Origin of the sequence: Citrobacter sedlakii (assembly GCF_018128425.1) — a bacterium.
In the GTDB taxonomy this organism is placed as follows: domain Bacteria; phylum Pseudomonadota; class Gammaproteobacteria; order Enterobacterales; family Enterobacteriaceae; genus Citrobacter_A; species Citrobacter_A sedlakii.
Genome location: NZ_CP071070.1, coordinates 2,683,663 through 2,706,687, shown reverse-complemented (window position 1 = coordinate 2,706,687; position 23,025 = coordinate 2,683,663). Strand labels below are relative to the sequence as shown.

General features: G+C 55.6%; 23 protein-coding genes. 11 read left to right on the top strand and 12 right to left on the bottom strand.

The window, feature by feature from the left end:
* Positions 1-5: 5 nt before the first annotated feature.
* The 4 genes from pdeD to pabB form a co-directional block, all read right to left on the bottom strand.
* Complete coding sequence (pdeD, locus tag JY391_RS12975; protein ID WP_211934421.1) at positions 6-1,604, bottom strand: cyclic di-3',5'-guanosine monophosphate phosphodiesterase PdeD; 1,599 nt, start codon at positions 1,602-1,604, stop codon at positions 6-8.
* A gap of 149 nt (positions 1,605-1,753) precedes the next feature.
* The gene (gene sdaA, locus JY391_RS12970) at positions 1,754-3,118 is read right to left on the bottom strand and encodes an L-serine ammonia-lyase (protein WP_042287775.1); all 1,365 of its coding nucleotides are present in this window, start codon (positions 3,116-3,118) and stop codon (positions 1,754-1,756) included.
* A 1,340-nt stretch (positions 3,119-4,458) separates the two neighbouring features.
* Positions 4,459-5,037, bottom strand: a complete 579-nt coding sequence (locus JY391_RS12965; protein ID WP_042287729.1) for a CoA pyrophosphatase — start codon at positions 5,035-5,037, stop codon at positions 4,459-4,461.
* A gap of 3 nt (positions 5,038-5,040) precedes the next feature.
* Positions 5,041-6,402: an aminodeoxychorismate synthase component 1 gene (pabB, locus tag JY391_RS12960; protein WP_211934420.1), complete on the bottom strand. Its 1,362-nt coding sequence runs from the start codon at positions 6,400-6,402 to the stop codon at positions 5,041-5,043.
* 73 nt (positions 6,403-6,475) lie between these two features.
* Here pabB and JY391_RS12955 point away from each other — a divergent pair, with 73 nt between their 5' ends.
* Complete coding sequence (locus JY391_RS12955) at positions 6,476-6,655, top strand: YoaH family protein (protein WP_042287725.1); 180 nt, start codon at positions 6,476-6,478, stop codon at positions 6,653-6,655.
* A 4-nt stretch (positions 6,656-6,659) separates the two neighbouring features.
* Here JY391_RS12955 and JY391_RS12950 read toward each other — a convergent pair whose 3' ends face one another.
* Positions 6,660-7,004 (bottom strand): RidA family protein, encoded by a 345-nt coding sequence (locus JY391_RS12950; RefSeq protein ID WP_060569604.1) that lies wholly within the window; start codon positions 7,002-7,004, stop codon positions 6,660-6,662.
* A gap of 128 nt (positions 7,005-7,132) precedes the next feature.
* On the opposite strand from JY391_RS12950, the gene yoaA reads away from it, so the two are divergent.
* The 5 genes from yoaA (at position 7,133) to rnd (ending at position 13,543) form a co-directional block, all read left to right on the top strand.
* A complete protein-coding gene (gene yoaA, locus JY391_RS12945; RefSeq protein ID WP_200033016.1) occupies positions 7,133-9,043 on the top strand; it encodes a DNA repair helicase YoaA in 1,911 nt (636 codons plus the stop codon).
* Between the two features lie 57 nt (positions 9,044-9,100).
* Complete coding sequence (tsaB, locus tag JY391_RS12940) at positions 9,101-9,796, top strand: tRNA (adenosine(37)-N6)-threonylcarbamoyltransferase complex dimerization subunit type 1 TsaB (RefSeq protein ID WP_042287721.1); 696 nt, start codon at positions 9,101-9,103, stop codon at positions 9,794-9,796.
* A 72-nt stretch (positions 9,797-9,868) separates the two neighbouring features.
* Positions 9,869-10,450 (top strand): Slp family lipoprotein, encoded by a 582-nt coding sequence (locus JY391_RS12935; protein WP_060569606.1) that lies wholly within the window; start codon positions 9,869-9,871, stop codon positions 10,448-10,450.
* Positions 10,451-10,654: 204 nt separating this feature from the next.
* On the top strand, positions 10,655-12,340 hold the full coding sequence (fadD, locus tag JY391_RS12930) for a long-chain-fatty-acid--CoA ligase FadD (protein WP_060569607.1): 1,686 nt from the start codon (positions 10,655-10,657) through the stop codon (positions 12,338-12,340).
* Positions 12,341-12,409: 69 nt separating this feature from the next.
* A complete protein-coding gene (gene rnd / locus JY391_RS12925) occupies positions 12,410-13,543 on the top strand; it encodes a ribonuclease D (protein WP_181821466.1) in 1,134 nt (377 codons plus the stop codon).
* Positions 13,544-13,613: 70 nt separating this feature from the next.
* Here rnd and JY391_RS12920 read toward each other — a convergent pair whose 3' ends face one another.
* Positions 13,614-14,705 (bottom strand): tartrate dehydrogenase, encoded by a 1,092-nt coding sequence (locus tag JY391_RS12920; protein WP_211934419.1) that lies wholly within the window; start codon positions 14,703-14,705, stop codon positions 13,614-13,616.
* Between the two features lie 103 nt (positions 14,706-14,808).
* On the opposite strand from JY391_RS12920, the gene JY391_RS12915 reads away from it, so the two are divergent.
* Positions 14,809-15,726, top strand: coding sequence for a LysR substrate-binding domain-containing protein (locus JY391_RS12915; protein ID WP_042287762.1), 918 nt, complete (start codon positions 14,809-14,811; stop codon positions 15,724-15,726).
* A gap of 127 nt (positions 15,727-15,853) precedes the next feature.
* Here JY391_RS12915 and minE read toward each other — a convergent pair whose 3' ends face one another.
* From minE to minC, 3 genes are read right to left on the bottom strand one after another with little or no spacing between them, the layout of a single operon-like run.
* Entirely contained in the window at positions 15,854-16,120 is a 267-nt protein-coding gene (minE, locus tag JY391_RS12910) for a cell division topological specificity factor MinE (RefSeq protein WP_001185666.1), read from the bottom strand.
* A gap of 3 nt (positions 16,121-16,123) precedes the next feature.
* Complete coding sequence (gene minD, locus JY391_RS12905; RefSeq protein WP_042287710.1) at positions 16,124-16,936, bottom strand: septum site-determining protein MinD; 813 nt, start codon at positions 16,934-16,936, stop codon at positions 16,124-16,126.
* A 23-nt stretch (positions 16,937-16,959) separates the two neighbouring features.
* A complete protein-coding gene (gene minC, locus JY391_RS12900) occupies positions 16,960-17,667 on the bottom strand; it encodes a septum site-determining protein MinC (protein ID WP_042287708.1) in 708 nt (235 codons plus the stop codon).
* A 126-nt stretch (positions 17,668-17,793) separates the two neighbouring features.
* Here minC and JY391_RS12895 point away from each other — a divergent pair, with 126 nt between their 5' ends.
* The 3 genes from JY391_RS12895 to ycgN all read left to right on the top strand — a co-directional run bounded on the left by JY391_RS12895 (position 17,794) and on the right by ycgN (position 19,356).
* Positions 17,794-18,087 (top strand): YcgL domain-containing protein, encoded by a 294-nt coding sequence (locus JY391_RS12895; RefSeq protein ID WP_042287705.1) that lies wholly within the window; start codon positions 17,794-17,796, stop codon positions 18,085-18,087.
* 69 nt (positions 18,088-18,156) lie between these two features.
* Complete coding sequence (locus JY391_RS12890) at positions 18,157-18,816, top strand: fumarylacetoacetate hydrolase family protein (RefSeq protein ID WP_042287702.1); 660 nt, start codon at positions 18,157-18,159, stop codon at positions 18,814-18,816.
* Between the two features lie 93 nt (positions 18,817-18,909).
* Positions 18,910-19,356, top strand: a complete 447-nt coding sequence (gene ycgN / locus JY391_RS12885) for a cysteine cluster protein YcgN (RefSeq protein WP_060569797.1) — start codon at positions 18,910-18,912, stop codon at positions 19,354-19,356.
* 23 nt (positions 19,357-19,379) lie between these two features.
* Here ycgN and JY391_RS12880 read toward each other — a convergent pair whose 3' ends face one another.
* The 3 genes from JY391_RS12880 to nhaB form a co-directional block, all read right to left on the bottom strand.
* The gene (locus JY391_RS12880) at positions 19,380-19,721 is read right to left on the bottom strand and encodes a TehB family protein (RefSeq protein ID WP_042287700.1); all 342 of its coding nucleotides are present in this window, start codon (positions 19,719-19,721) and stop codon (positions 19,380-19,382) included.
* Between the two features lie 111 nt (positions 19,722-19,832).
* Positions 19,833-20,363 carry a disulfide bond formation protein DsbB gene (gene dsbB / locus JY391_RS12875; protein WP_042287698.1) on the bottom strand — a complete coding sequence of 177 codons (531 nt, stop codon included), beginning with the start codon at positions 20,361-20,363 and terminating at the stop codon, positions 19,833-19,835.
* A 141-nt stretch (positions 20,364-20,504) separates the two neighbouring features.
* Positions 20,505-22,049: a Na(+)/H(+) antiporter NhaB gene (gene nhaB / locus JY391_RS12870; RefSeq protein ID WP_042287696.1), complete on the bottom strand. Its 1,545-nt coding sequence runs from the start codon at positions 22,047-22,049 to the stop codon at positions 20,505-20,507.
* Positions 22,050-22,275: 226 nt separating this feature from the next.
* On the opposite strand from nhaB, the gene fadR reads away from it, so the two are divergent.
* Positions 22,276-22,995 (top strand): fatty acid metabolism transcriptional regulator FadR, encoded by a 720-nt coding sequence (gene fadR, locus JY391_RS12865; protein ID WP_042287694.1) that lies wholly within the window; start codon positions 22,276-22,278, stop codon positions 22,993-22,995.
* The last annotated feature ends 30 nt before the right edge of the window (positions 22,996-23,025 follow it).

Below are 23,025 nucleotides of genomic sequence, written 5' to 3'. Positions count from 1 at the left end.
CGCCTCTAGCGCAGCGGTATCACGGGCGTCATGCGCCCGTTATGCCTGGCGGGAGGCGGCAGGCTTCCCGCCAGCCACTGCGGAAAATCACGCAGCGGCATGGGTTTCGCATAAAGATAGCCTTGCAGCAACTGCACGCCATGACGGCGCAAATACTGCGCCTGTTCCTGCGTTTCCACTCCTTCCGCGACCAGTTCAATGTTCAGTCGTTGCCCGAGGGCGATAATAATGTCGGTCACCGTCGAGTTAACGGCGTCGGTGCCAATGGCATGGGTGAACGACTTATCAATTTTCAGCACGTCCGGGCGCAGCTTTTCCAGCCATGACAGCGAGCTATTACCGGTGCCGAAATCATCGATCGCCAGTTTGATATGCTGGCGCTGCATTTCGCGAACGGTGCGATAGTCCACATCCCGCAGGGCATCGCGTTCCGTCAGTTCAATAACCAGTTGCTGCACAGGCTGTGCGCTGAACCAGTACTGGTCCAGATCTCTCAGTAACTCACCCTTATGAAAGTGGCTGGCGGCAACGTTGATGCCGATATGAAACTGGTGGCTCATCGGGAAAAAATGCCGTTGCCGAATGGTTTCCGCTATCACATACCGGGTCAACGGCGCGATGAGATGATGTTCTTCCGCGATAGGAATAAACACGTCCGGTGAGATCCAGCCCTGACGGGGGTTATTCCAGCGCAGCAAGATTTCCACCCCTGTACACTGCTGCGTGTGCGCGTCCAGTAGCGGCTGGCAGAACAGTTCAAACTCCCGCTGGGCGATGGCGAGGTTAATTTCCCAGGAGAAACTCACCCGGTTGGCGGTGACCAGCCACATGAGATACCCCACCAGCAGGCTTAGCAGGAGAGCCAGCGGCAACTGGGTCGGTAACGTCCTCAACGCCAGCGCCTCTGCACCCGGGCCGGTGACGCTGATGGTAAAGGGAAAGTGCTGCGAGTGACGTTGATAGCGCTCATCTCCATCGAGAGGAGGCAGAGTAGCGACGACACCCTTACCGTAAAGGAGATGGCGGTTGCCGACCGTCAGACTGGCGTGGGTAATTTGCGGTTTTCGCGGCTCCAGCAATAAAGAGATGAGCAGGTCGATGTTTATCACCTCCAGCAGGCCGTCTTTGCCATCGGGCGAAGCGGGATACCACTGGATCAGAATAGGGGTGCCAGCAATAAGTACCGCGTCTGTGGAAAGCAACAGCCTGGCATCCGCAGCTGGGAGATCGGGCTGAAGCTGGCGGATCGGAACATCGCGCAGGCCAAGCACGCTGGAGCAATACAGCACGCCGTTTCGCACCAGCGTGATAGCCCGTACCGTTTGCAGCCGGGCGACCTCTTTACGTAAAGGCAGGTGCGCCGAGGCGCAGGGAAGCCCAATTAAAGGCAGCAGATTGTCGCGTCCGTTTTGCAGGGGACGGAGGATCTCATCCAGTGAGGCCACCGCGCGGGAGGCAAAGGTGGCGGTGCGCTGCTGATTTAAATTCCGCTCCGAAATAAATCGAACGCTCAGCGTCAGAATGAGTGTCGCCAGCGCACAAAGCGTGCAAAGAATAAAACGTCTGCGGCGATATTTTTTTATGATCCGTTGTGCTGTCTGCATGCAGGCCACCCGAAAACCGTCGGCCACAAAAGCCAACCGTAACAGAGCAAGTGTAGTGGGGAAAATGCGGGCCGACGAGAGAGGGCAAAAAATTTCGCCCATCCGTGGCAGATGGGCGAAAGGAAAATTATGCGTGTGAGTGGGCGGGCTTAGTCACACTGCACTTTGATCGCCAGACCGCCGCGAGAGGTTTCCCGGTATTTCGCGTTCATGTCTTTACCGGTTTCGTACATCGTTTCGATGACTTTATCCAGCGAGACGCGGGGCGCGCTGGTACGGCGCATGGCCATCCGCGCAGCGTTGATCGCTTTGACCGAGGCAATGGCGTTCCGCTCGATGCACGGAACCTGAACCTGACCGGCAACCGGATCGCAGGTCAGCCCCAGGTTATGCTCCATGCCGATTTCCGCGGCAACGCATACCTGCTCCGGACTGGCGCCCAGCAGCTCCGCCAGGCCGGCGGCAGCCATTGAACACGCCACGCCGACTTCACCCTGACAGCCCACTTCCGCGCCGGAAATGGAGGCGTTCATTTTATACAGCGCGCCGATCGCCCCGGCCGCCAGGAAGTAGCGGGTATAGATATCCGGGCTGACGGACTCAATAAAGTGATCGTAATAGGCCAGCACAGCAGGCACGATCCCGCACGCCCCGTTTGTCGGCGCGGTAACCACGCGCCCACCGGCAGCGTTTTCTTCGTTGACCGCGAGAGCAAACATGTTCACCCAGTCAATCACGTTCATCGGATCGCTGGACAGCTTGTCGCTGGAAACCAGCATCCGGCGCAGCGCGGAAGCACGGCGCGGTACGCGTAACGGCCCCGGCAGCACGCCTTCGGTGTTCATCCCGCGATCGATACAGGCCTGCATGGTCTGCCAGACGTGACCAAAATAGTCTTCGATCTCTTTCTTGCTGTGCAGCGCCAGTTCGTTTTGCATGGCCAGCCCTGAAAGCGACAGACCGGTGCTGTTGCAAAAGCCCAGCAGCTCGGTAGCCGATTTGAACGGATACGGCACACTGACTTCACCGGCGGCGTCCTGACCGAAATGTTCTTCATCGACGATAAATCCCCCGCCGATAGAATAATACGTTTTGCTGTAGACAACGTTATCCCCGCTGTAGGCGTGGATCTGCATGCCGTTTTCATGCAGCGGCAGGTTGCCATTGTGAAAACGCATCCCGTCATTTTGCGGGAAATCGACTTCATGCTGGCCCTGCGCCAGCAGCAGGCGACCGCGATTTTCAACATCGCGGATGAAACCCGGAATGCTGTCAATATCTACGGTGGCAGGTTCGTTGCCTGCCAGGCCCATAATAATGGCGATATCGGTGTGGTGACCTTTACCCGTGAGCGACAGTGAACCATACACGTCGACGGCAACACGGGTAACGCTATCCAGTAATCCTTTTTCGACCAGGTCATCGACGAACTGTTTACCCGCCTTCATAGGCCCTACAGTATGGGAAGATGAGGGACCAATCCCCACCTTAAACATGTCGAATAGACTAATCACGATAATACTCCTGACAGGGTGACTGGAAACTTCCAGAAACGATGTAATAACTGCGCATAGTGTAAGAGGGAACGTCGGCATCAGCTTAACTATTCACATGAATTAAACTAATGAGTAACCGCGTTTTTACTAATGTTGTGACGGGAGTTTCAGGTTGTGTTGTTTGCGCGTAAAGATAAGTATAGCTTGCGGGACTTGAGGGGGGTAATTTCCCTGCTGGTGTAACAGATACCCTTTTCAGATTACAGGATATCTCTCCATGTAACCCCGCAGAAGGGTTCCGTTCGCCCCATGTTCTGTGCCTCTCAGGGCACCTGACCTCCGCAGCGGCGATTTTCCCTGCCGGGAGCCTGGGTTGCAAGGGAGGCGGCGGTGAGCCTCCCTTGCGCGTTCACGGGTGCTGAAAGTTCAGAGAAGCACTGCCCGTATGGGGAACGCAACCTGTTGCCGGTGTGACAGCTACCCTTTCAGATTACAGGATATCTCTCCATGTAACCCTGCAGAAGGGTTCCGTTCGCCCCATGTTCTGTGCCTCTCAGGGCGCCCGTCTCCCGCGAACGTGTTAAGGGCGTTCTCCGCCACGCCCTTAACAATCCCGGCTCCCGGTCGGAAAATTGCCGCTTCGCGGTGCCCTCCGCTTATTCCTCCAGGCTGTCGGGTCGGGGGTGACGCAGCGTCCCTGCTGCGCACCTCCTGAAGCCGCCTCCCTGCGGCTTCCCCCGGCCTTACGGAAATACGTCGGCAATTTTCAGCCGGACCATCCACACCTGACCTCCGCAGCGGCGGGCAGCTGCTTATCACAGCGAAACTCATCCCCCTGAAAAGCAGAGCGTGGCAGCGATGATCCGGTCCGGCGTGAAAATCGATGAGCCGTTGACGGCTGACCGGGGCCGCCCGCAGGGAAGCGGGCGGAGGGGGCGGCCTGCGGGGAGGCAGGCTCGCCCCCGACCCGACAGGCAGACGGCAAAAGGCGAATGCACCACGCAGTGGCGATTTTCCCTGCCGGGAGCCTGGGTTGCAAGGGAGGCGGCGGTGAGCCTCCCTTGCGCGTTCACGGGTGCTGAAAGTTCAGAGAAGCACTGCCCGTATGGTGAACGCAACCTGTTGCCGGTGTGACAGATATCCTGTTCAGATCGCAGGATGTCTCATCATGCAACCTTTTGCCGGTGTGACAGATATCCTGTTCAGATCGCAGGATATCTCATCATGCAACCTGTTGCCGGTGTGACAGATACCCTGTTCAGATCGCAGGATGTCTCATCATGCAACCTGTTGCCGGTGTAACAGATATCCTGTTCAGCTCGCAGGCTATATTTTCCGTTTGGCCTTGCGCCATAACCCTACGGCTTCACGCCAATCTGCAATGCCAGTTCACGAATGATGCCCGCGGTCATACCCCAGACGAAATAATGCTCATACCATGACAGCCATACGCGGTGAGAATCGCCTCGACGGTAAACGTCCAACGGATGGTAACGCCCCAGATGCAGCGCCTGTGCCAGCGGCATTTCAAACACAGCGGATACCTCATCCTCACTGGCGCGATAAGGTAGGTTTGGCGGGATCACGCCCACCACTGGCGTCACCTGGTACCCGGTGACGCTATCCACGGGCGGCAAAACGCCAATCACTTCCACCACTTCCGGCGGAATAGCCACCTCTTCCTGCGCTTCACGCAGAGCGGCGGCAATAAGCGACACATCAGTACTGTCTACCGCGCCGCCGGGAAAGGCCACCTGTCCGGCATGCTTGCGCAGATGCACGGAACGCTGGGTCAGTAGCAGCCCGGGCTGAGGACGACGCACCACCGGAATGAGAACCGCAGCCTGGCGCTGATTGAGCGACGCACGATTGATCTGCGGTCGCAAAAGTTGGAAGCGTGATAAAAAATCATCCAGCGTCAGGCCTGTGTTTTCCATGGGTTAGTTCTCCAGTTGATGCAAAATACGGTTCACTTTATCAAACGTTTCCTGATATTCCGCCTGTTCCTCGCTATCGGCCACAATGCCGCCTCCGGCAGAGCAGTATAGCTGACCATTAACCGCTGTGAGGGTGCGAATAGTAATACTGGTGTCCATATTGCCGCACACGCTCAGGTAGCCGATGCTGCCGCACCAGGCGTTGCGGCGATGGGGTTCCAGTTCATCGATAATCTCCATCGCCCGCACTTTTGGCGCGCCGGTAATGGAGCCGCCCGGGAACGCAGCGCGAAGGAGATCCGTGGCGTGGCGCGTCGCGGGCAGTTGCGCGGTGATGGTGCTGACCAGGTGATGCACCGCCGGAAACGGTTCAACGACAAACAGTTCCGGCACTTTCACCGTGCCGGGAATCGCCACGCGACCGATGTCATTACGCATCAGGTCGACGATCATCAGATTTTCGGCGCGATCTTTTGCCGAATGCGCCAGTCTTTGCGCCTGTTGGCGGTCGGCCTGCGCGTCCGACAGTCGTGGCAGGGTTCCCTTGATCGGCCGGGTCTGAATTTCGCCCTTATCCAGCAACATAAAGCGTTCCGGCGACAGGCTCAGAATCGCCCCTTCGTCAAGACGTATAAAGGCGCTGAACGGCGCGCGGTTGGCCTGATTAAGCTGCGTAAAGGCCAGCCATTCATCCCCCTGATACGCCGCCTGAAAACGCTGCGCCAGATTCACCTGATAACAATCGCCGCTGTGCAGGTACGCCTGCACCTGACGGAATTTTTCCCCATACTGTTCGCGGCTCATATTCGACTGCCAGCCGGAGGTCAGCGCAAACGGCGTCCGGGCGGGGGAACGCTGGCTTTTCAGCCAGTCGTAGCGTGCCTGTACGTCGGTATGGCTGAGCAGCGTCACCGTGTGGCGGTGATGATCGACAATCAGCGTCCAGTCGTAAATGCCAATCGCCATTTCCGCAAGAGGAATATCCTGCTGCGCAATAGACGGCAATGACTCAAAACGTCGCCCAAGGTCGTAGCCGAATAATCCCAGCGCGCCGCCCTGAAACGGAAGCGCGTCATCAGGCGACGGATGAAGCTGCAGCGTATCCAGCGCCGTTTGCAGCAACGCCAGCGGATCGTCGTGGCTGTCGCGAACGCCATTCGCGTCGCGGATTTGGGTTGCGTCGCCGTGGGTGGTGAGCGTACAGCATGGATCGGCCACCACGATATCAAAACGGCTGTGCGGATGATTCGCATGGCCGGAATGCAGCAGCATCGCCCAGGGTAAATGGCTTAGCGGGGCAAAATAGTATTCGGCGGCGTCCTGACGCCAGGGGAGCGTAATAATCGCGGGAGATAACGTCTTCATTGATCCTGACTGTACTGGCTATGTGACGGGTTGCATGAAATAATTAGCGCAGACAATTTAGCAGGAGTTGACGATGTTTGCAGGTTTACCTTCACTCAGCCACGAGCAGCAACAGAAAGCGGTTGAACGAATCCAGGAACTGATGTCCCAGGGCATGAGCAGCGGTCAGGCGATTGCGCTGGTGGCGGAAGAACTACGCGCCACGCATACCGGCGAACGGATCGTGGCGCGTTTTGACGATGAAGACGAATAGCGACTCAGACCGCCGCGATAATCTTTATCTCAACTTTATATTTCGGGTTCATTAATCCAGCCTGCACCGTGCAGCGCACCGGGGCGTGTCCGGCAACGACCCAGGCGTCCCAGGCTTTGTTCATCGCCGCAAAATCGCTTTTATCCGCCAGGAAAATGGTTGCATCAAGAATACGTGACTTGCTGCTGCCCTGCTGCGCCAGGGCGGCGTCGATCTGCGCCAGCGTATTGGCCGTCTGTTCAAACGCATCGGCGTCCAGATTCGACGGCACGCCGGTGTAGTACAGCGTGTTGTTGTGGATCACCACGTCGGACCAGCGGTCTTCGGCATCAATACGAATAATCGTCATACATTCTTCCTCTTTAACGTTCTGCATACGCGGGCAAACTGCCATATTGTCAGGGCGTCGACATTTCTTCAACTGGCGTAAGACTCTCCGGCCTGACATAATCCCTGTTCAAATTAACAGGGGGTAGTGTGACGGACGATTTTGCACCAGAAGGTCAGCTGGCTAAAGCGATACCGGGTTTTAAACCGCGCGAACCACAGCGACAGATGGCGGTAGCCGTCACACAGGCCATTAAACGTGCGCAGCCGCTGGTAGTGGAAGCCGGGACGGGGACGGGGAAAACCTACGCCTACCTCGCGCCAGCATTGCGCGCGAAAAAGAAAGTGATTATCTCTACGGGGTCGAAGGCCTTGCAGGATCAGCTGTACAGCCGCGATCTGCCGACGGTAGCAAAAGCGCTACAGTACAGCGGCAAACTGGCTCTGCTGAAAGGGCGTTCAAACTATCTTTGCCTCGAACGCCTGGAGCAACAGGCGCTGGCGGGGGGAGACCTGCCGGTGCAGACCTTAAGCGATGTGATCCTGCTGCGCTCCTGGTCGAACCAGACCGAAGATGGCGATATCAGTACCTGCGTCAGCGTAGCCGAAGATTCCCAGGCCTGGCCGTTGGTTACCAGCACTAACGATAACTGCCTCGGTAGCGACTGTCCTCTGTATAAAGACTGCTTCGTGGTAAAAGCGCGTAAAAAAGCGATGGAGGCGGATGTCGTGGTGGTGAACCATCATCTGTTTCTCGCTGACATGGTGGTCAAAGAGAGCGGTTTTGGCGAACTGATCCCGGAGGCGGAAGTGATGATTTTCGACGAAGCCCACCAGCTTCCGGACATTGCCAGCCAGTATTTCGGACAATCGCTTTCCAGTCGCCAACTGATGGATCTGGCGAAAGATATTACCATTGCCTATCGTACCGAGCTGAAAGACACCCAGCAGTTGCAAAAATGTGCCGACCGTCTGGCGCAAAGCGCGCAGGATTTTCGCCTGCAGCTGGGCGAACCGGGGTATCGCGGCAATCTGCGCGAATTGCTGGCAGATCCGCGCGTGCAGCGTGCCTTTTTACTGCTCGATGACACCCTCGAGTTATGTTATGACGTGGCGAAGCTGTCGCTTGGCCGCTCGGCGCTGCTTGACGCCGCCTTTGAGCGCGCCACCCTTTACCGGGCGCGCCTGAAGCGGCTGAAAGAGATCAATCAACCCGGTTACAGCTATTGGTACGAATGCACGTCGCGCAATTTTACCCTTGCGCTGACCCCGTTGACCGTGGCGGACAAATTCAAAGAGGTGATGGAGCAGAAGCCGGGGAGTTGGATCTTCACCTCCGCCACGCTGTCGGTGAACGACGACCTCCACCATTTTACCGCACGTCTGGGTATTGAGCAGGCGGAATCGATGCTGCTGCCCAGCCCATTTGACTACAGCCGTCAGGCATTGCTGTGCGTGCCGCGCAATCTGCCGCAAACCAACCAGCCAGGCGCGGCGCGCCAACTGGCGGCAATGTTAAGACCGATCATCGAAGCCAATAATGGGCGCTGTTTTATGCTCTGTACTTCTCACGCCATGATGCGCGACCTGGCGGAGCAATTTCGCGCGACCATGACGCTGCCGGTACTGCTGCAAGGCGAAACCAGTAAAGGCCAGCTGTTACAGCAGTTCGTCAGCGCCGGTAATGCCCTGCTGGTGGCGACCAGCAGTTTCTGGGAAGGGGTGGATGTGCGCGGCGATACGCTGTCGTTGGTGATTATCGATAAGCTGCCGTTTACCTCGCCGGACGATCCGCTGCTGAAAGCGCGAATGGAAGACTGTCGACTGCGTGGCGGCGATCCGTTTGACGAGGTGCAATTACCCGATGCGGTGATCACCCTGAAACAGGGCGTAGGCCGCCTGATCCGCGATGCCGACGATCGCGGCGTGCTGGTGATTTGCGACAACCGGCTGGTAATGCGTCCCTATGGCGCGACGTTTCTGGCCAGTCTGCCGCCCGCGCCGCGTACCCGGGATATCGCCCGCGCGGTCCGTTTTCTCGCCATGCCTTCAGCGGAGTAATTTACGCTGGAGTATGGTAAGATGCGGGCCATTTTATTGATCTAAGCACGAAAACCCATGCGAATTCTGGCTATCGATACCGCCACAGAAGCCTGTTCTGTCGCTCTGTGGAACGACGGTTCCCTCACGGCTCATTTTGAGCTTTGTCCACGCGAACATACGCAACGTATCCTGCCCATGGTGCAGGACATCCTGACCCGAAGCGGCCTTTCACTCACTGAACTTGACGCGCTGGCCTATGGACGCGGGCCGGGCAGTTTTACCGGCGTGCGTATTGGTATTGGCATTGCGCAGGGGCTGGCCCTGGGGGCGGAACTGCCGATGATTGGCGTCTCCACGCTGGCGACAATGGCGCAGGGCGCCTGGCGCAAAAGCGGCGCAACCCGCGTACTGGCGGCCATTGACGCGCGCATGGGCGAAGTCTACTGGGCTGAGTATCAGCGTGACGAAGACGGCCTCTGGCACGGCGAAGAAACGGAAGCGGTGCTCAAACCGGAGCAGGTGGAAGAACGGCTGCAGCAGCTCGCCGGCGAATGGGTCACCGTGGGAACCGGCTGGCCTGCGTGGCCCGATCTTGGTAAACAGAACGCTCTGGCGCTGCGTGACGGCGGCATTTTGCTGCCCGCAGCGGAAGACATGCTTCCTGTTGCCCGCCAATTGTTGGCGGCAGGAAAAACGGTCGCCGTTGAACACGCCGAACCGGTTTATTTACGTAACAACGTGGCCTGGAAGAAACTTCCGGGCAAAGAATGAATCTCAGTAGTATGTATGCCCTGGAAATGCACTGGAACTTCGGGGCAGTGCGCTGAGAAAAGGAGTCGCAGTATGGCGGTTCAAAAACAAGTTGTTAAAAATCTGCTGGCGGGCGCGATCGTGCTGATGCTCAGCGGGTGTGTGACCGTTCCGGATGCCATCAAAGGCACCAGCCCGACGCCGCAGGACGATCTGATGCGGGTGATGAATGCCCCGCAGCTGTACGTTGGTCAGGAAGCGCGATTTGGCGGTAAGGTGGTGGATATTCAAAACCAGCAGGGCAAAACCCGACTGGAAATCGCTACCGTCCCGCTGGACAGCGGCGCGCGCCCGATCCTTGGCGAGCCGTCACGCGGACGTATTTATGCTAACGTGAACGGCTTTCTTGATCCGGTCGATTTTCGCGGTCAGTTAGTGACGGTCGTCGGGCCGATCACCGGCAGCGTGGCGGGGAAAGTCGGCAACACGCCGTATAACTTCATGACCATGGACGTGACGGGCTACAAGCGCTGGCGTATCGCTCAACAGGTCGTCATGCCGCCGCAGCCTATCGACCCCTGGTTCTATGGCGGACGAGGCTGGCCCTATGGCTACGGCGGCTGGGGGTGGTATAACCCTGGGCCTGCTCAGGTTCAGACGATAGTCACAGAGTAACCCTTTGTATTATCAGTAAAAGAAACAGCGGCACGTCCGCTGTTTCTGCGTTAGTCATGTCATAAGAAAAATAAATAGTGACGCGCTTCGCAACCTTTTCGTTGAGTAATTAATAAACTGGTACGCTGAGTTAATATTATGTTAACGACTTGTTTATTATCTGGGGTTGCGATGACGACGAACACTCATTTTAGAGGTGATGCAGTGAAGAAGGTTTGGTTAAACCGTTATCCCGCGGATGTGCCTGCGGAGATCAATCCTGACCGTTATCAATCCCTGGTAGAACTGTTTGAGCATGCTGTCGCGCGTTACGCCGATCAGCCCGCGTTCGTTAATATGGGGGAGGTGATGACCTTCCGCAAGCTGGAAGAGCGGAGCAGGGCGTTTGCGGCCTATTTGCAGGAAGGGCTGGGTCTGAAAAAGGGCGATCGCGTCGCGCTAATGATGCCAAACCTGTTGCAGTATCCCGTCGCGCTGTTTGGCATTCTGCGTGCCGGGATGATCGTGGTGAACGTCAACCCGCTATACACGCCGCGCGAGCTGGAGCATCAGCTCAACGACAGCGGCGCGGCGGCGATCGTCATTGTCTCGAACTTCGCCCACACCCTGGAAAAAGTGGTTGAGAAAACCCAGGTTCAACACGTTATTCTGACCCGCATGGGCGACCAGCTGTCGACGGCAAAAGGGACGCTGGTGAACTTTGTGGTCAAATACATCAAACGTCTGGTGCCAAAGTACCATCTGCCGGATGCCATCTCGTTTCGCAGCGCGCTACATGCGGGCTACCGCATGCAGTACGTCAAGCCGGAAGTGGTGTCTGAGGATTTGGCTTTCCTGCAATATACTGGCGGCACGACCGGCGTGGCGAAAGGCGCGATGCTCACCCATCGCAATATGCTGGCTAACCTTGAGCAGGTGAAAGCGACCTATGGACCGCTCCTGCATCCGGGGAAAGAGCTGGTGGTGACCGCACTGCCGCTGTACCACATATTCGCGTTGACCATGAACTGCCTGCTGTTTATCGAACTGGGCGGGCAGAACCTGCTCATTACCAACCCGCGCGATATTCCGGGGCTGGTGAAAGAGTTGGCAAAATACCCGTTTACCGCCATGACCGGCGTGAACACCCTGTTTAACGCGTTGCTGAATAATAAAGAGTTCCAGCAACTGGATTTCTCCTCCCTGCATCTTTCCGCCGGCGGGGGTATGCCGGTGCAGCAGGCGGTAGCTGAACGCTGGGTGAAACTGACCGGGCAGTATCTGCTGGAAGGCTATGGCCTGACCGAATGCGCGCCGCTGGTCAGCGTGAACCCGCATGATATTGACTATCACAGCGGCAGCATTGGGTTGCCGGTGCCGTCTACCGAAGCTAAGCTGGTGGACGATGATGATAACGAAGTGCCGCCGGATCAGCCCGGCGAACTGTGCGTCAAAGGTCCGCAGGTGATGCTCGGTTACTGGCAGCGTCCGGATGCGACCGACGAGATCATCAAGGACGGCTGGCTGCATACGGGTGATATCGCGGTGATGGACGATGAGGGTTTTTTGCGCATTGTCGACCGTAAGAAAGACATGATTCTGGTCTCAGGTTTCAACGTTTATCCAAACGAGATCGAAGATGTTGTGATGCAGCATCCGGGAGTCCTGGAGGTCGCGGCCGTCGGCGTGCCGTCCGGCAGCAGCGGCGAAGCGGTGAAGATTTTCGTGGTGAAAAAAGATCCTTCATTAACGGACGAGGCGCTGGTGACTTTCTGCCGCCGCCAGTTAACCGGCTATAAGGTGCCTAAGCTGGTGGAGTTCCGCGATGAATTGCCAAAATCCAATGTCGGAAAAATTTTACGTCGAGAATTGCGTGACGAAGCCCGCGCCAAAGTAGACAATAAAGGCTGAGCGTTAAGCAACACGTCAAGCGCCGGATAATCCGGCGTTTTTTTTGGCGTAAAACAAAGAGAAAGCAATTTGAATTACCAAATGATCACCACTGACGACGCGCTGGCGACCCTCTGTGAGGCGGTTCGCGCGTTTCCTGCCATCGCCCTTGATACCGAATTCGTTCGTACGCGCACCTATTACCCGCAGTTAGGACTTATCCAGTTGTTCGACGGCGAACATGTTGCGCTAATCGATCCGCATGGCATCACCGACTGGTCGCCGCTGAAGGCGATTTTACGCGATACCGCTATCACGAAATATCTGCACGCAGGCAGTGAAGATCTGGAAGTGTTTCTGAATGCCTTTGGCGAGCTGCCGCAGCCGCTGATCGACACGCAAATTCTGGCGGCTTTCTGCGGTCGCCCGCTGTCGTGGGGTTTTGCGTCAATGGTCGAAGAGTTTAGCGGCGTGGCGCTCGACAAAAGCGAATCGCGGACCGACTGGCTGGCGCGTCCTCTGACGGAACGCCAGTGTGAATATGCGGCGGCGGACGTATGGTATCTGTTGCCGATCGCCGGAAAACTGATGGCGGAAACCGAAGCTGCTGGTTGGCTGCCCGCAGCGCTGGACGAATGCCGTCTGATGCAGCAACGTCGTCAGGAGATTCTGGCGCCGGAAGAGGCGTGGCGTGATATCACCAATGCCTGGCAACTGCGTACCCGCCAGTTGGCCTGTCTGCAACTGCTTGCCGACTGGCGGTTGCGCAAGGCGCGCGAGCGCGATCTGGCGGTGAACTTCGTGGTGCGTGAAGAACATCTGTGGTCGGTGGCGCGCTATATGCCCGGCAGCATGGGGGAACTCGACAGCCTCGGGCTTTCCGGCAGTGAAATTCGCTTCCATGGCAAGACGCTGCTCGCGCTGGTTGCCAAAGCGCAGGCGTTACCCGAGGAGGCGCTGCCAGCGCCGCTGCTTAACCTGATCGACATGCCCGGCTATCGGAAAGCGTTTAAAGATATTAAAGCGCTGATTGCCGGAGTGAGCGCCGGGCATAACGTCAGCGCCGAACTGCTGGCGTCACGCCGCCAGATCAACCAGTTGCTTAACTGGCACTGGCAGCTCAAACCGCAAAACGGCGAGCCAGAACTGATCTCCGGTTGGCGCGGCGAGTTGATGGCCGCGCAGCTTCATGCGCTGCTGGCGGAGTATCCGCGTCAGGGCTAATGTCAGCCCGCTCCGGCTGGACATCCGCCAGCCGGTCGCGTTGTACTGTACTGCACTGTACGGTCTTCGCTTACTGCATGGACCGTATCCGTTCGCAGACAGCCTCGCCCACCTGCCGGGTTGAGGCGTTCCCCTTCATATCAGGCGTTTTCGGTCCGCTGGCAATCACTTGCTCGATCGCCGCCAGGATACCGTCATGGGCAGCGGTATAGCGCGCATCGCCTTCCCCGAGGAAATCGAGCATCATCGCGCCTGCCCAGATAGTGGCGACCGGGTTGGCAATGTTCTGGCCGTATATGTCCGGCGCGGAACCGTGAACCGGTTCGAACAAAGAGGGGAAAGTGCGCTCCGGGTTCAGGTTGGCGGAAGGCGCGATGCCAATGGCACCCGTACACGCCGGACCGAGGTCTGACAGAATATCGCCAAACAGGTTAGAGGCGACCACTACGTCAAAGCGTTCCGGCTGCATGACAAACCGGGCGCACAGAATATCGATGTGCTGCTTATCCCAGCGAATAGCGGGAAAGTGCTGCGCCATTGCCTCCACGCGTTCATCCCAGAATGGCATACTGATCGCCAGCCCGTTAGATTTGGTGGCGGAGGTCAGCGTTTTACGCGGGCGACTTTGCGCCAGTTCGAACGCATAGCGCAAAATGCGATCCACGCCGCGGCGGGTAAACACCGACTCCTGGATCACCAGTTCATGTTCGGTGCCCGGATTAACCCGTCCACCCAACGCCGAATATTCGCCTTCAGTATTTTCTCGCACCACGTAGAAATCAATATCGCCAGGCTGCTTGCCCGCGAGCGGGCAGGGCACTCCCGGAAAGAGGCGTACCGGTCGCAGGTTAACGTACTGATCGAATTCACGGCGGAACTTCAGTAGCGATCCCCACAGGGAGATATGATCCGGCACGGTGTCCGGCCAGCCAACCGCGCCAAAATAGATGGCATCAAACGATGACAACTGTGCGTGCCAGTCATCCGGCATCATCTTGCCGTGTTGCTGGTAGTACTCACAGTTGGCCCATTCAAAGGTTTCAATACTCAGAGACAGCCCCCAGCGCTCGCTGGCGGCCTTTAACACCCGTAGCCCTTCCGGCAGAACCTCTTTACCAATGCCGTCTCCGGGGATGGCGGCAATGCGACAGGTTTTGTTCATTTCAGATCTCACTTATCGGCTCAGAAAATTGACTTCACCGCTATCCTATAATTGACTGAACGGCAGTTAATGAGACCAACTGGTGAAACATAAAACACAGATCATGAATAATCTGCCGTTGTTAAATGACTTACGCGTCTTTATGCAGGTTGCCCGGCGTTCGGGATTTGCCGCGGTGGCGCAGGAGCTGGGCGTATCACCTGCCTTCGTCAGCAAACGTATCGCCCTACTGGAACACACGCTCAACGTGGTTCTGCTACATCGCACCACCCGGCGGGTGAGCATGACCGAAGAGGGCGAGCGCATCTACGCCTGGGCGCAGCGTATTTTGTATGATGTGGATCAGATGATGGACGAGCTTTCTGACGTACGTCAGGTGCCGCAAGGGATGCTGCGGATCATCAGTAGCTTTGGCTTTGGCCGGCGCGTGGTAGCGCCCGCGCTTTCAGCGCTGGCGAAGCAGTATCCCCAGTTGGAATTGCGCTTTGATGTCGAAGATCGGCTGGTGGATCTGGCAAATGAAGGCGTCGATCTGGATATTCGCATTGGCGATGATATCGCGCCGAATCTTATCGCCCGCAAACTGGGTACGAACTATCGTATTCTTTGCGCCTCGCCGTCATTTTTAGCGCAGCACGGCACGCCAAAGCAACTGACGGAGCTGTCCGCCTGTTCCTGTCTGGTAATAAAAGAGCGCGATCACCCATTTGGCGTTTGGCAACTCCAAAATAAAGAGGGGCAGCATGCCATCAAAGTGACAGGCGCGCTGTCGTCGAACCATGGGGAGATCGTTCACCAGTGGTGCCTGGACGGCCAGGGGATTGCGTTACGCTCATGGTGGGATGTCTGTGACAATATTGCCAGCGGTCAACTGGTGCAGGTTCTGCCGGAGTATTATCAACCAGCAAACATCTGGGCCGTTTATGTCTCCCGGCTGGCGAACTCCGCGAAGGTACGAATTACGGTTGAGTTTTTGCGGGATTATTTCGCCGACCGCTATCCGACATTTTCCGTGAAATGAATTCAGGTCATACTGTATAAATAACCAATATTTTGACCAGAAAAAATGTTTATTACGATTTTCTTATACAAATAAAAAAAGGCAGAAAGTTCCGCCTTTTTTTCCAGGATTTTTCTGAGCGAAAGCGTTATTTCGACTCTTCCGCTTCTGGCAATGTCACGTTAAGTTCGAGAATAGAAATGTCGCCGTCTTTTTGTTCAAGCTGAACGGTGACCATTTCAGGATCGATTTGTACGTATTTACAAATGACCTCAAGAATATCTTTGCGTAACTGCGGTAAATAATGCGGCTCGGCGTCGCTACGACGACGCTCTGCAACAATAATCTGTAATCGCTCTTTCGCGATGTTGGCTGTACTCTTTTTCCGCGAGAGAAAAAAATCCAGTAATGCCATAACTTATCCTCCGAACAGGCGTTTGAGGAAACCTTTCTTCTCTTCTTCAATGAAGCGGAAAGGACGTTCTTCTCCCAACAGACGATCTACCGTATCGGCATACGCTTTACCCGCGTCTGCATTGATATCCAGAATGACCGGCTCGCCCTGGTTCGAGGCGCGCAGTACAGACTGATCTTCCGGGATCACCCCGACAAGCTTAATGCGCAGGATTTCCAGCACATCTTCCATGCTGAGCATATCGCCTTTATTCACCCGGCCCGGGTTGTAGCGCGTCAGCAGCAGATGTTCTTTGATCGGTTCTTCGCCATTTTCGGCGCGGCGGGATTTCGACGCCAGAATCCCCAGAATGCGGTCAGAGTCACGAACCGAGGAGACTTCCGGGTTCGTGGTGATGATCGCTTCATCGGCGAAGTAGAGCGCCATCAGCGCGCCGGTTTCAATCCCCGCCGGGGAGTCGCAGACAATGAAGTCGAAATCCATCGCTTTCAGATCGTCGAGGACTTTCGCGACGCCTTCGCGGGTCAGGGCGTCTTTATCGCGCGTCTGAGAGGCAGGAAGAATAAAGAGGTTTTCAGTACGTTTGTCTTTGATCAACGCCTGATTCAGCGTCGCATCGCCCTGAATGACGTTGACGAAATCGTAAACGACCCGGCGTTCACACCCCATGATAAGATCGAGGTTACGCAGGCCGATATCAAAATCAATAACGACAGTTTTCTTTCCCTTCTGGGCCAAACCAGTAGCGATGGCCGCGCTGGAGGTGGTTTTGCCAACGCCCCCTTTACCCGAAGTAACTACAATAATGCGTGCCATAGAAATTCCTTGTTAAAAAGGGATCAATTCAACGGTTGAACTGTCAAAGCGTTGTCTGCTAACTGCAAACGGGCCGCTTTGCCATAAAATTCTGCTGGGATTTTATCACTCAGCCAGTAAACACCTGCGATAGAGACCAGTTCTGCCGTCAGATGGGTACAAAAAATTTGCGCTTCCCGATCGCCGCTTGCGCCCGCCAGCGCGCGGCCTCTCATCATGCCGTAGACATGAATATTGCCGTCAGCGATAAGCTCTGCGCCAGCGCTGACGTGACTTGTAACAATCAGATCACATTGTGGTGCATAAATGCGCTGACCGGAACGAACCGGCACATCAATAAATCGCGTTTTTGTGACGGAACCAGCGTTTTGCGCCGGGGCGACAGGGGCGACGGGTTCAGCTGGCGCGGAACGCGCGGCTTTTTCTTTCCCTTCAGTCAATAAGGGAAGGCCCATCTGGTCGATTTCCGCTTTTAAACGGGCGTCTTTGCAGCCGCTGACCCCGATAATCCGCAGTCCTGTGGAGGTCACCACCTCCTGCAGAACCGGCCAGTTTACCGGCGCGTCCAGACCGCTGACGTTAATCACCACCGGGGCGTGTTTTAAAAAAGCGGGAGCCTGAGCGATTTTGTCTTCTAACGCCTGACGAATAACCTCGGGTTCGGCTTCATGCAAATGAACCACTGATAAGGTGAAGCTACTGCCTTTAAGTTCGATGGGCGTGTTTGACATCCTGGCCTTACTCAATTTGCTATTTATCATCCCCGATATGGGATGATATTCCGAAGTCCAGAAGGCATGTTATAGTCACTATTATATTGAGGCAAGTCGCCAACCGTTTAATTCAGAGTAAAATGTATGTTTTGTGTGATCTACAGAAGTACCCGACGTGACCAGACCTATTTATATGTCGAAAAAAAAGACGATTTTTCACGCGTACCTGAAGAGCTGATGAAAGGATTTGGCCAGCCAAAACTGGCAATGATATTGCCGCTGGATGGTCGTAAGAAGTTAGTCAACGCCGATCTGGATAAAGTAAAGCAAGCCTTAGCGGAGCAGGGATATTATTTACAATTGCCTCCGCCGCCGGAAGATTTATTGAAGCAACATCTTTCAGCCTCCTCGCAGCACGCTCCAGAAACGGATAAATAAACGGTATCCGGCGTTAAGCCTTGCCGGTGCCATTACTGACCATCCAGGATGACAGATTAGGGGAAAAGCATGTATCAACATCATAACTGGCAGGGCGCGCTGCTCGACTTCCCGGCAAGCAAAGTGGTTTGCGTAGGCAGCAACTACGCAAAGCATATTAAAGAGATGGGAAGCGCGACGCCGGATGAGCCGGTGCTGTTTATCAAACCGGAAACAGCGCTTTGCGATCTGCGCCAGCCGTTGGCGATTCCAACGGCGATGGGCGCGGTGCATCATGAAGTCGAACTGGCGGTTCTGATTGGCGCTACGTTACGCCAGGCGACGGAAGATCATGTGCGTAAAGCCATTGCCGGTTACGGTGTGGCGCTCGATCTGACGCTGCGCGACATACAGGGCAAAATGAAGAAGGCGGGGCAGCCATGGGAAAAAGCCAAAGGCTTCGATAATTCCTGCCCGTTGTCGGGGTTTATTCCGGCTGCTGAATTTAACGGCGATCCGCAGGATACGCCGCTTAGCCTGACGGTAAACGGCGAGGTTCGCCAGCAGGGCACGACCGCCGACATGATCCACAAAATCGTGCCGCTGATTGCGTATATGAGTAAATTTTTTACCCTGAAGGCCGGAGACGTTGTATTGACCGGTACCCCGGAAGGCGTCGGGCCGCTTGCCAGCGGCGACGAGCTGGAGATTCATTTCAACGGCCATTCCCTTACGACTCGCGTTCTGTAAAAGCTATTTGCCGCCTTTTTCGGGCGGCAAAACTTGCATCAGCGTGCCAGACTGGTTATAAGGTGCAGCTTTACAGCAATGGCGGATACCCTGATGAGCGATTTACCTTTCTGGCAAAGTAAAACCCTGGATGAAATGACCGATGCCGAATGGGAGTCGCTCTGTGATGGCTGTGGTCAGTGCTGTCTGCATAAGCTGATGGACGAAGACACTGACGAAATCTATTTTACCAATGTCGCCTGCCGACAGTTAAACATCAAAACCTGCCAGTGTCGCAACTACGAACGCCGTTTCGAATACGAGCCTGACTGCATCAAACTCACGCGTGATAATTTGCCGACTTTTGAATGGCTGCCGATGACCTGTGCGTATCGTTTACTGGCGGAAGGGAAAGGGTTACCCGCGTGGCACCCTCTGCTGACGGGGTCAAAAGCGGCGATGCACGGCGAACGCATCTCGGTGCGCCATATTGCGGTAAAAGAGTCAGAAGTCCGCGACTGGCAGGACCATATTCTGAATAAACCTGAATGGGCGGACTGAGCCGCCCATGCTGAGAGCGGATGTTAGGCGTTTTTCGCCTGATACATCTGCTCGCCTTCGTGATCTTCATCGACCCAGAAGTTGATATTAAACTGAGCGTCATCGCTCAACTCGACCCGGTGCCAGTACTGCGGTGGGCTGGTGGCGAACTGGCCGGCGTTGATCACCACTTTCACTTCCGGTTCTTTTGCTTCTTCGTTAGCGAAACCGTAATAGGTGACCGTCCCTTCCATGACACACAATTGACCGAAAACGCCGGCGGCAGTGTTGTGGTGGGAGAGAAGCGCTGCGGGGACGTTATCTTTGGTGAAAAATGGGGTTGAACGTTTGATTTTCCAGTTTGCCGGGATGCGTAGATGTGACATAAGGACTCCCCCTGGTGGGCTTTATAAGATGTATTTAATATACATCTTATAAAGCGTCGCACGCAATGATTTTCCGGCAAAAAAAACGCCCCCGGGTGGGAGCGTTACGGATTAACGACCAAACAGATCGCGTCTTTTCGGCTTAAACGGCTGCGCGATTAACACCAGAATCGCCACCACCAGATAAGCGGCAAAAATGCCTAACAACCACTGCGGCATTTCGAGGCTTAAAAATTCCCACTGACGTTCCGCACAGTCGCCAGAGGCAACAAACACTTGCGGCAACCATTTATCCAGCGGCAGCCAGCCCGGGAAGCGCGCCATAAAATCACAGGTCATGAAGGGGGAAGGATGTAACTGAATCATGGTGTGTTCCCATGCCAGTTGAACGCCGCGGATGGCGCTGTAGATCCAAATCACCAGCGCGACATAGCGTAACGGCGTTTTCGGCGCGATGGCGCCGACTAACCCGGCGCCCATGATGCCAAACAGCGCGCAGCGTTCGTAAATGCACAACACACACGGTTTAAGTAGCATGACATGCTGAAACCACAGCGCGACCAGTTCGAGCGCCAGGGCAGTCAATGCCATCAGTAACCATGCGCCCCGACCCCGTGAGCACTGGTTCAAAAATCGCAACATAGTTATTTCCCTGCAATATGCGTAGACACGGCAGTGTAAACCAATTCAATAACTGCGCCACCAGGAGAAAATGAAATATTGTGTAATTGGATAATTATCACGCAAAAAGGCAAACCGGGCAGTGAAATGCCCGGTAAGTTGTTATGGAAGTGTAGCTAAAAGGCCGATCCGGGTCATCCATTCGGTGTACGGGGCGAGAGTGAACTCCACGCACAGCAGACCCACCAGCGTCAGAACAACGGTATAAGGCAGCGCCATCCACACCATCCGACCATAAGAGAGGCGAATCAATGGCGCAAGGGCAGAAGTCAACAGGAACAGGAAGGCCGCCTGGCCATTTGGTGTGGCGACGGACGGCAGGTTGGTGCCGGTATTAATGGCCACCGCCAGCAGTTCAAACTGTTGCAGTGAGATCGCGCCGCTTTCCATCGCCGCTTTGGCTTCGTTGATGTAAATCGTGCCGACGAAGACGTTATCGGAGATCGAAGAGAGCAGCCCGTTAAACAGATAAAACAGCGTTAACTGGGCATGCTCCGACGCCTGCAGGACATACTGGATGATCGGCGTAAACAGATGCTGGTCAATGATTACGGCGACAATTGAGAAAAACACGGTCAGCAGGGCGGTAAAGGGCAGTGACTCGGTAAACGCTTTGCCGATGGCGTGCTCGTCAGTTACGCCGGTTAGCGAGGTCGCTAAAATAATGACCGACAGGCCAATCAGCCCCACTTCCGCCAGATGCAGCGCCAGGGCAACCACCAGCCAGACGCCGATAATCGCCTGCACCACCAGTTTCAGTCGGTCCTGACGGGTGCGCTGATGGCGGTTTTGATCGTCAAACTGCTGCAAGACTTCACGCACTTTTTCCGGCAGCGTTTCGCCATAACCAAACCAGCGCATTTTCTCTACCAATACGCAGGTCAGCAGGCCGCAAATCAGCACGGGGAGGGTGACAGGCGACATGCGCAGAAAGAAGTCGCCAAAATGCCAGCCGGCGGCTTTTGCAATAATCAGGTTCTGCGGTTCGCCCACCATGGTCATCACGCCGCCAAGCGCGGTCCCAACGCCTGCGTGCATCATCAGGCTGCGTAAAAAGCCGCGGAACTGCTCCAGCACCGTTTTGTAATGCTGATCGATATGGCTATCGTCCAGAATATCGTTATCTTCACCGCGCGCGGAGGCCACACGGTGATAAATACCGTAAAAGCCAACGGCAACGCTGATAACGACGGCAACCACGGTAAGCGCATCAAGGAAAGCCGAAAGAAAGGCGGCGGCAATGCAGAAGGCCAGCGATAGCATGGTTTTGGAGCGAATACTCAACAGCAGGCGGGTAAAAATAAACAGCAGTAACTGCTTCATAAAGTAGATGCCCGCCACCATAAACATCAGCAGCAGCAGGACTTCCAGATTGGCCGCGACTTCTTCGCGCACATGGGCGGCGCTGGTCATGCCGATCATCACCGCTTCAATCGCCAGCAGTCCGCCCGGCAGCAGCGGGTAGCATTTCAGCGCCATGGCCAGCGTGAAGATAAATTCCGCCACCAGCAACCATCCCGCTACGAAGGGGTTGATCATGAAAATCAGCGGGTTAACGATCAGAAATATCAGTAGAGCGAGTTTGTACCAGTCTGGCGACTGGCCTAAAAAGTTGCGCCAGAATGCGCGACCCCAGGAGATCTCCATGGCGGTTTCCCTTACCTAATTAAATGAAATGATGTTTTTATGTTTAGCCGCAAAGCTTAGCGGTCAGCGGTAAACCAGGCAAGTCCTTAACCTTATATACCGGCGCGGCGTTATCCGGAAAATGAAGCCTTGATCCCCTTTTTCTTTGTTGCCTGCGCTATCGGGGTTGTAACCCGTCTGGTATGATGAGTGTAACTATGTTTTGCTGTGTAATGGAAATCTCACTATGGTCATTAAGGCGCAGAGCCCGGCGGGTTTCGCGGAAGAGTACATCATTGAAAGTATCTGGAATAACCGCTTCCCCCCGGGCACTATTCTGCCTGCTGAACGTGAACTCTCCGAGCTGATCGGGGTGACGCGTACCACTTTACGTGAAGTGCTTCAGCGTCTGGCGCGTGATGGTTGGTTGACCATTCAGCACGGCAAACCGACGAAGGTGAATAATTTCTGGGAAACGTCCGGGCTGAACATTCTTGAAACCCTGGCGCGTCTCGATCATGAAAGCGTTCCGCAACTGATTGATAATCTACTGTCGGTGCGAACCAACATCTCAACGATCTTTATCCGCACCGCATTTCGTCAGCATCCTGACAAAGCTCAGGAAGTGCTGGCGACAGCGCAGGAAGTTGCCGACCACGCCGACGCCTTTGCGGAACTTGATTACAACATTTTCCGCGGCCTGGCGTTTGCCTCCGGCAACCCGATTTACGGCCTGATCCTCAACGGCATGAAAGGGCTGTACACCCGTATCGGGCGTCACTATTTCGCTAATCCGGAAGCGCGCAGCCTGGCGCTGGGGTTCTATCACAAGCTGTCGCAACTCTGCCTGCAAGGCGCGCACGATCAGGTGTATGAAACGGTACGCCGCTACGGTCACGACAGCGGCGAGATCTGGCACCGGATGCAGAAAAACCTGCCGGGCGATCTCGCGATTCAGGGGCGATAGGACATAAAAGAAAAACCTCTCTGCAGAGAG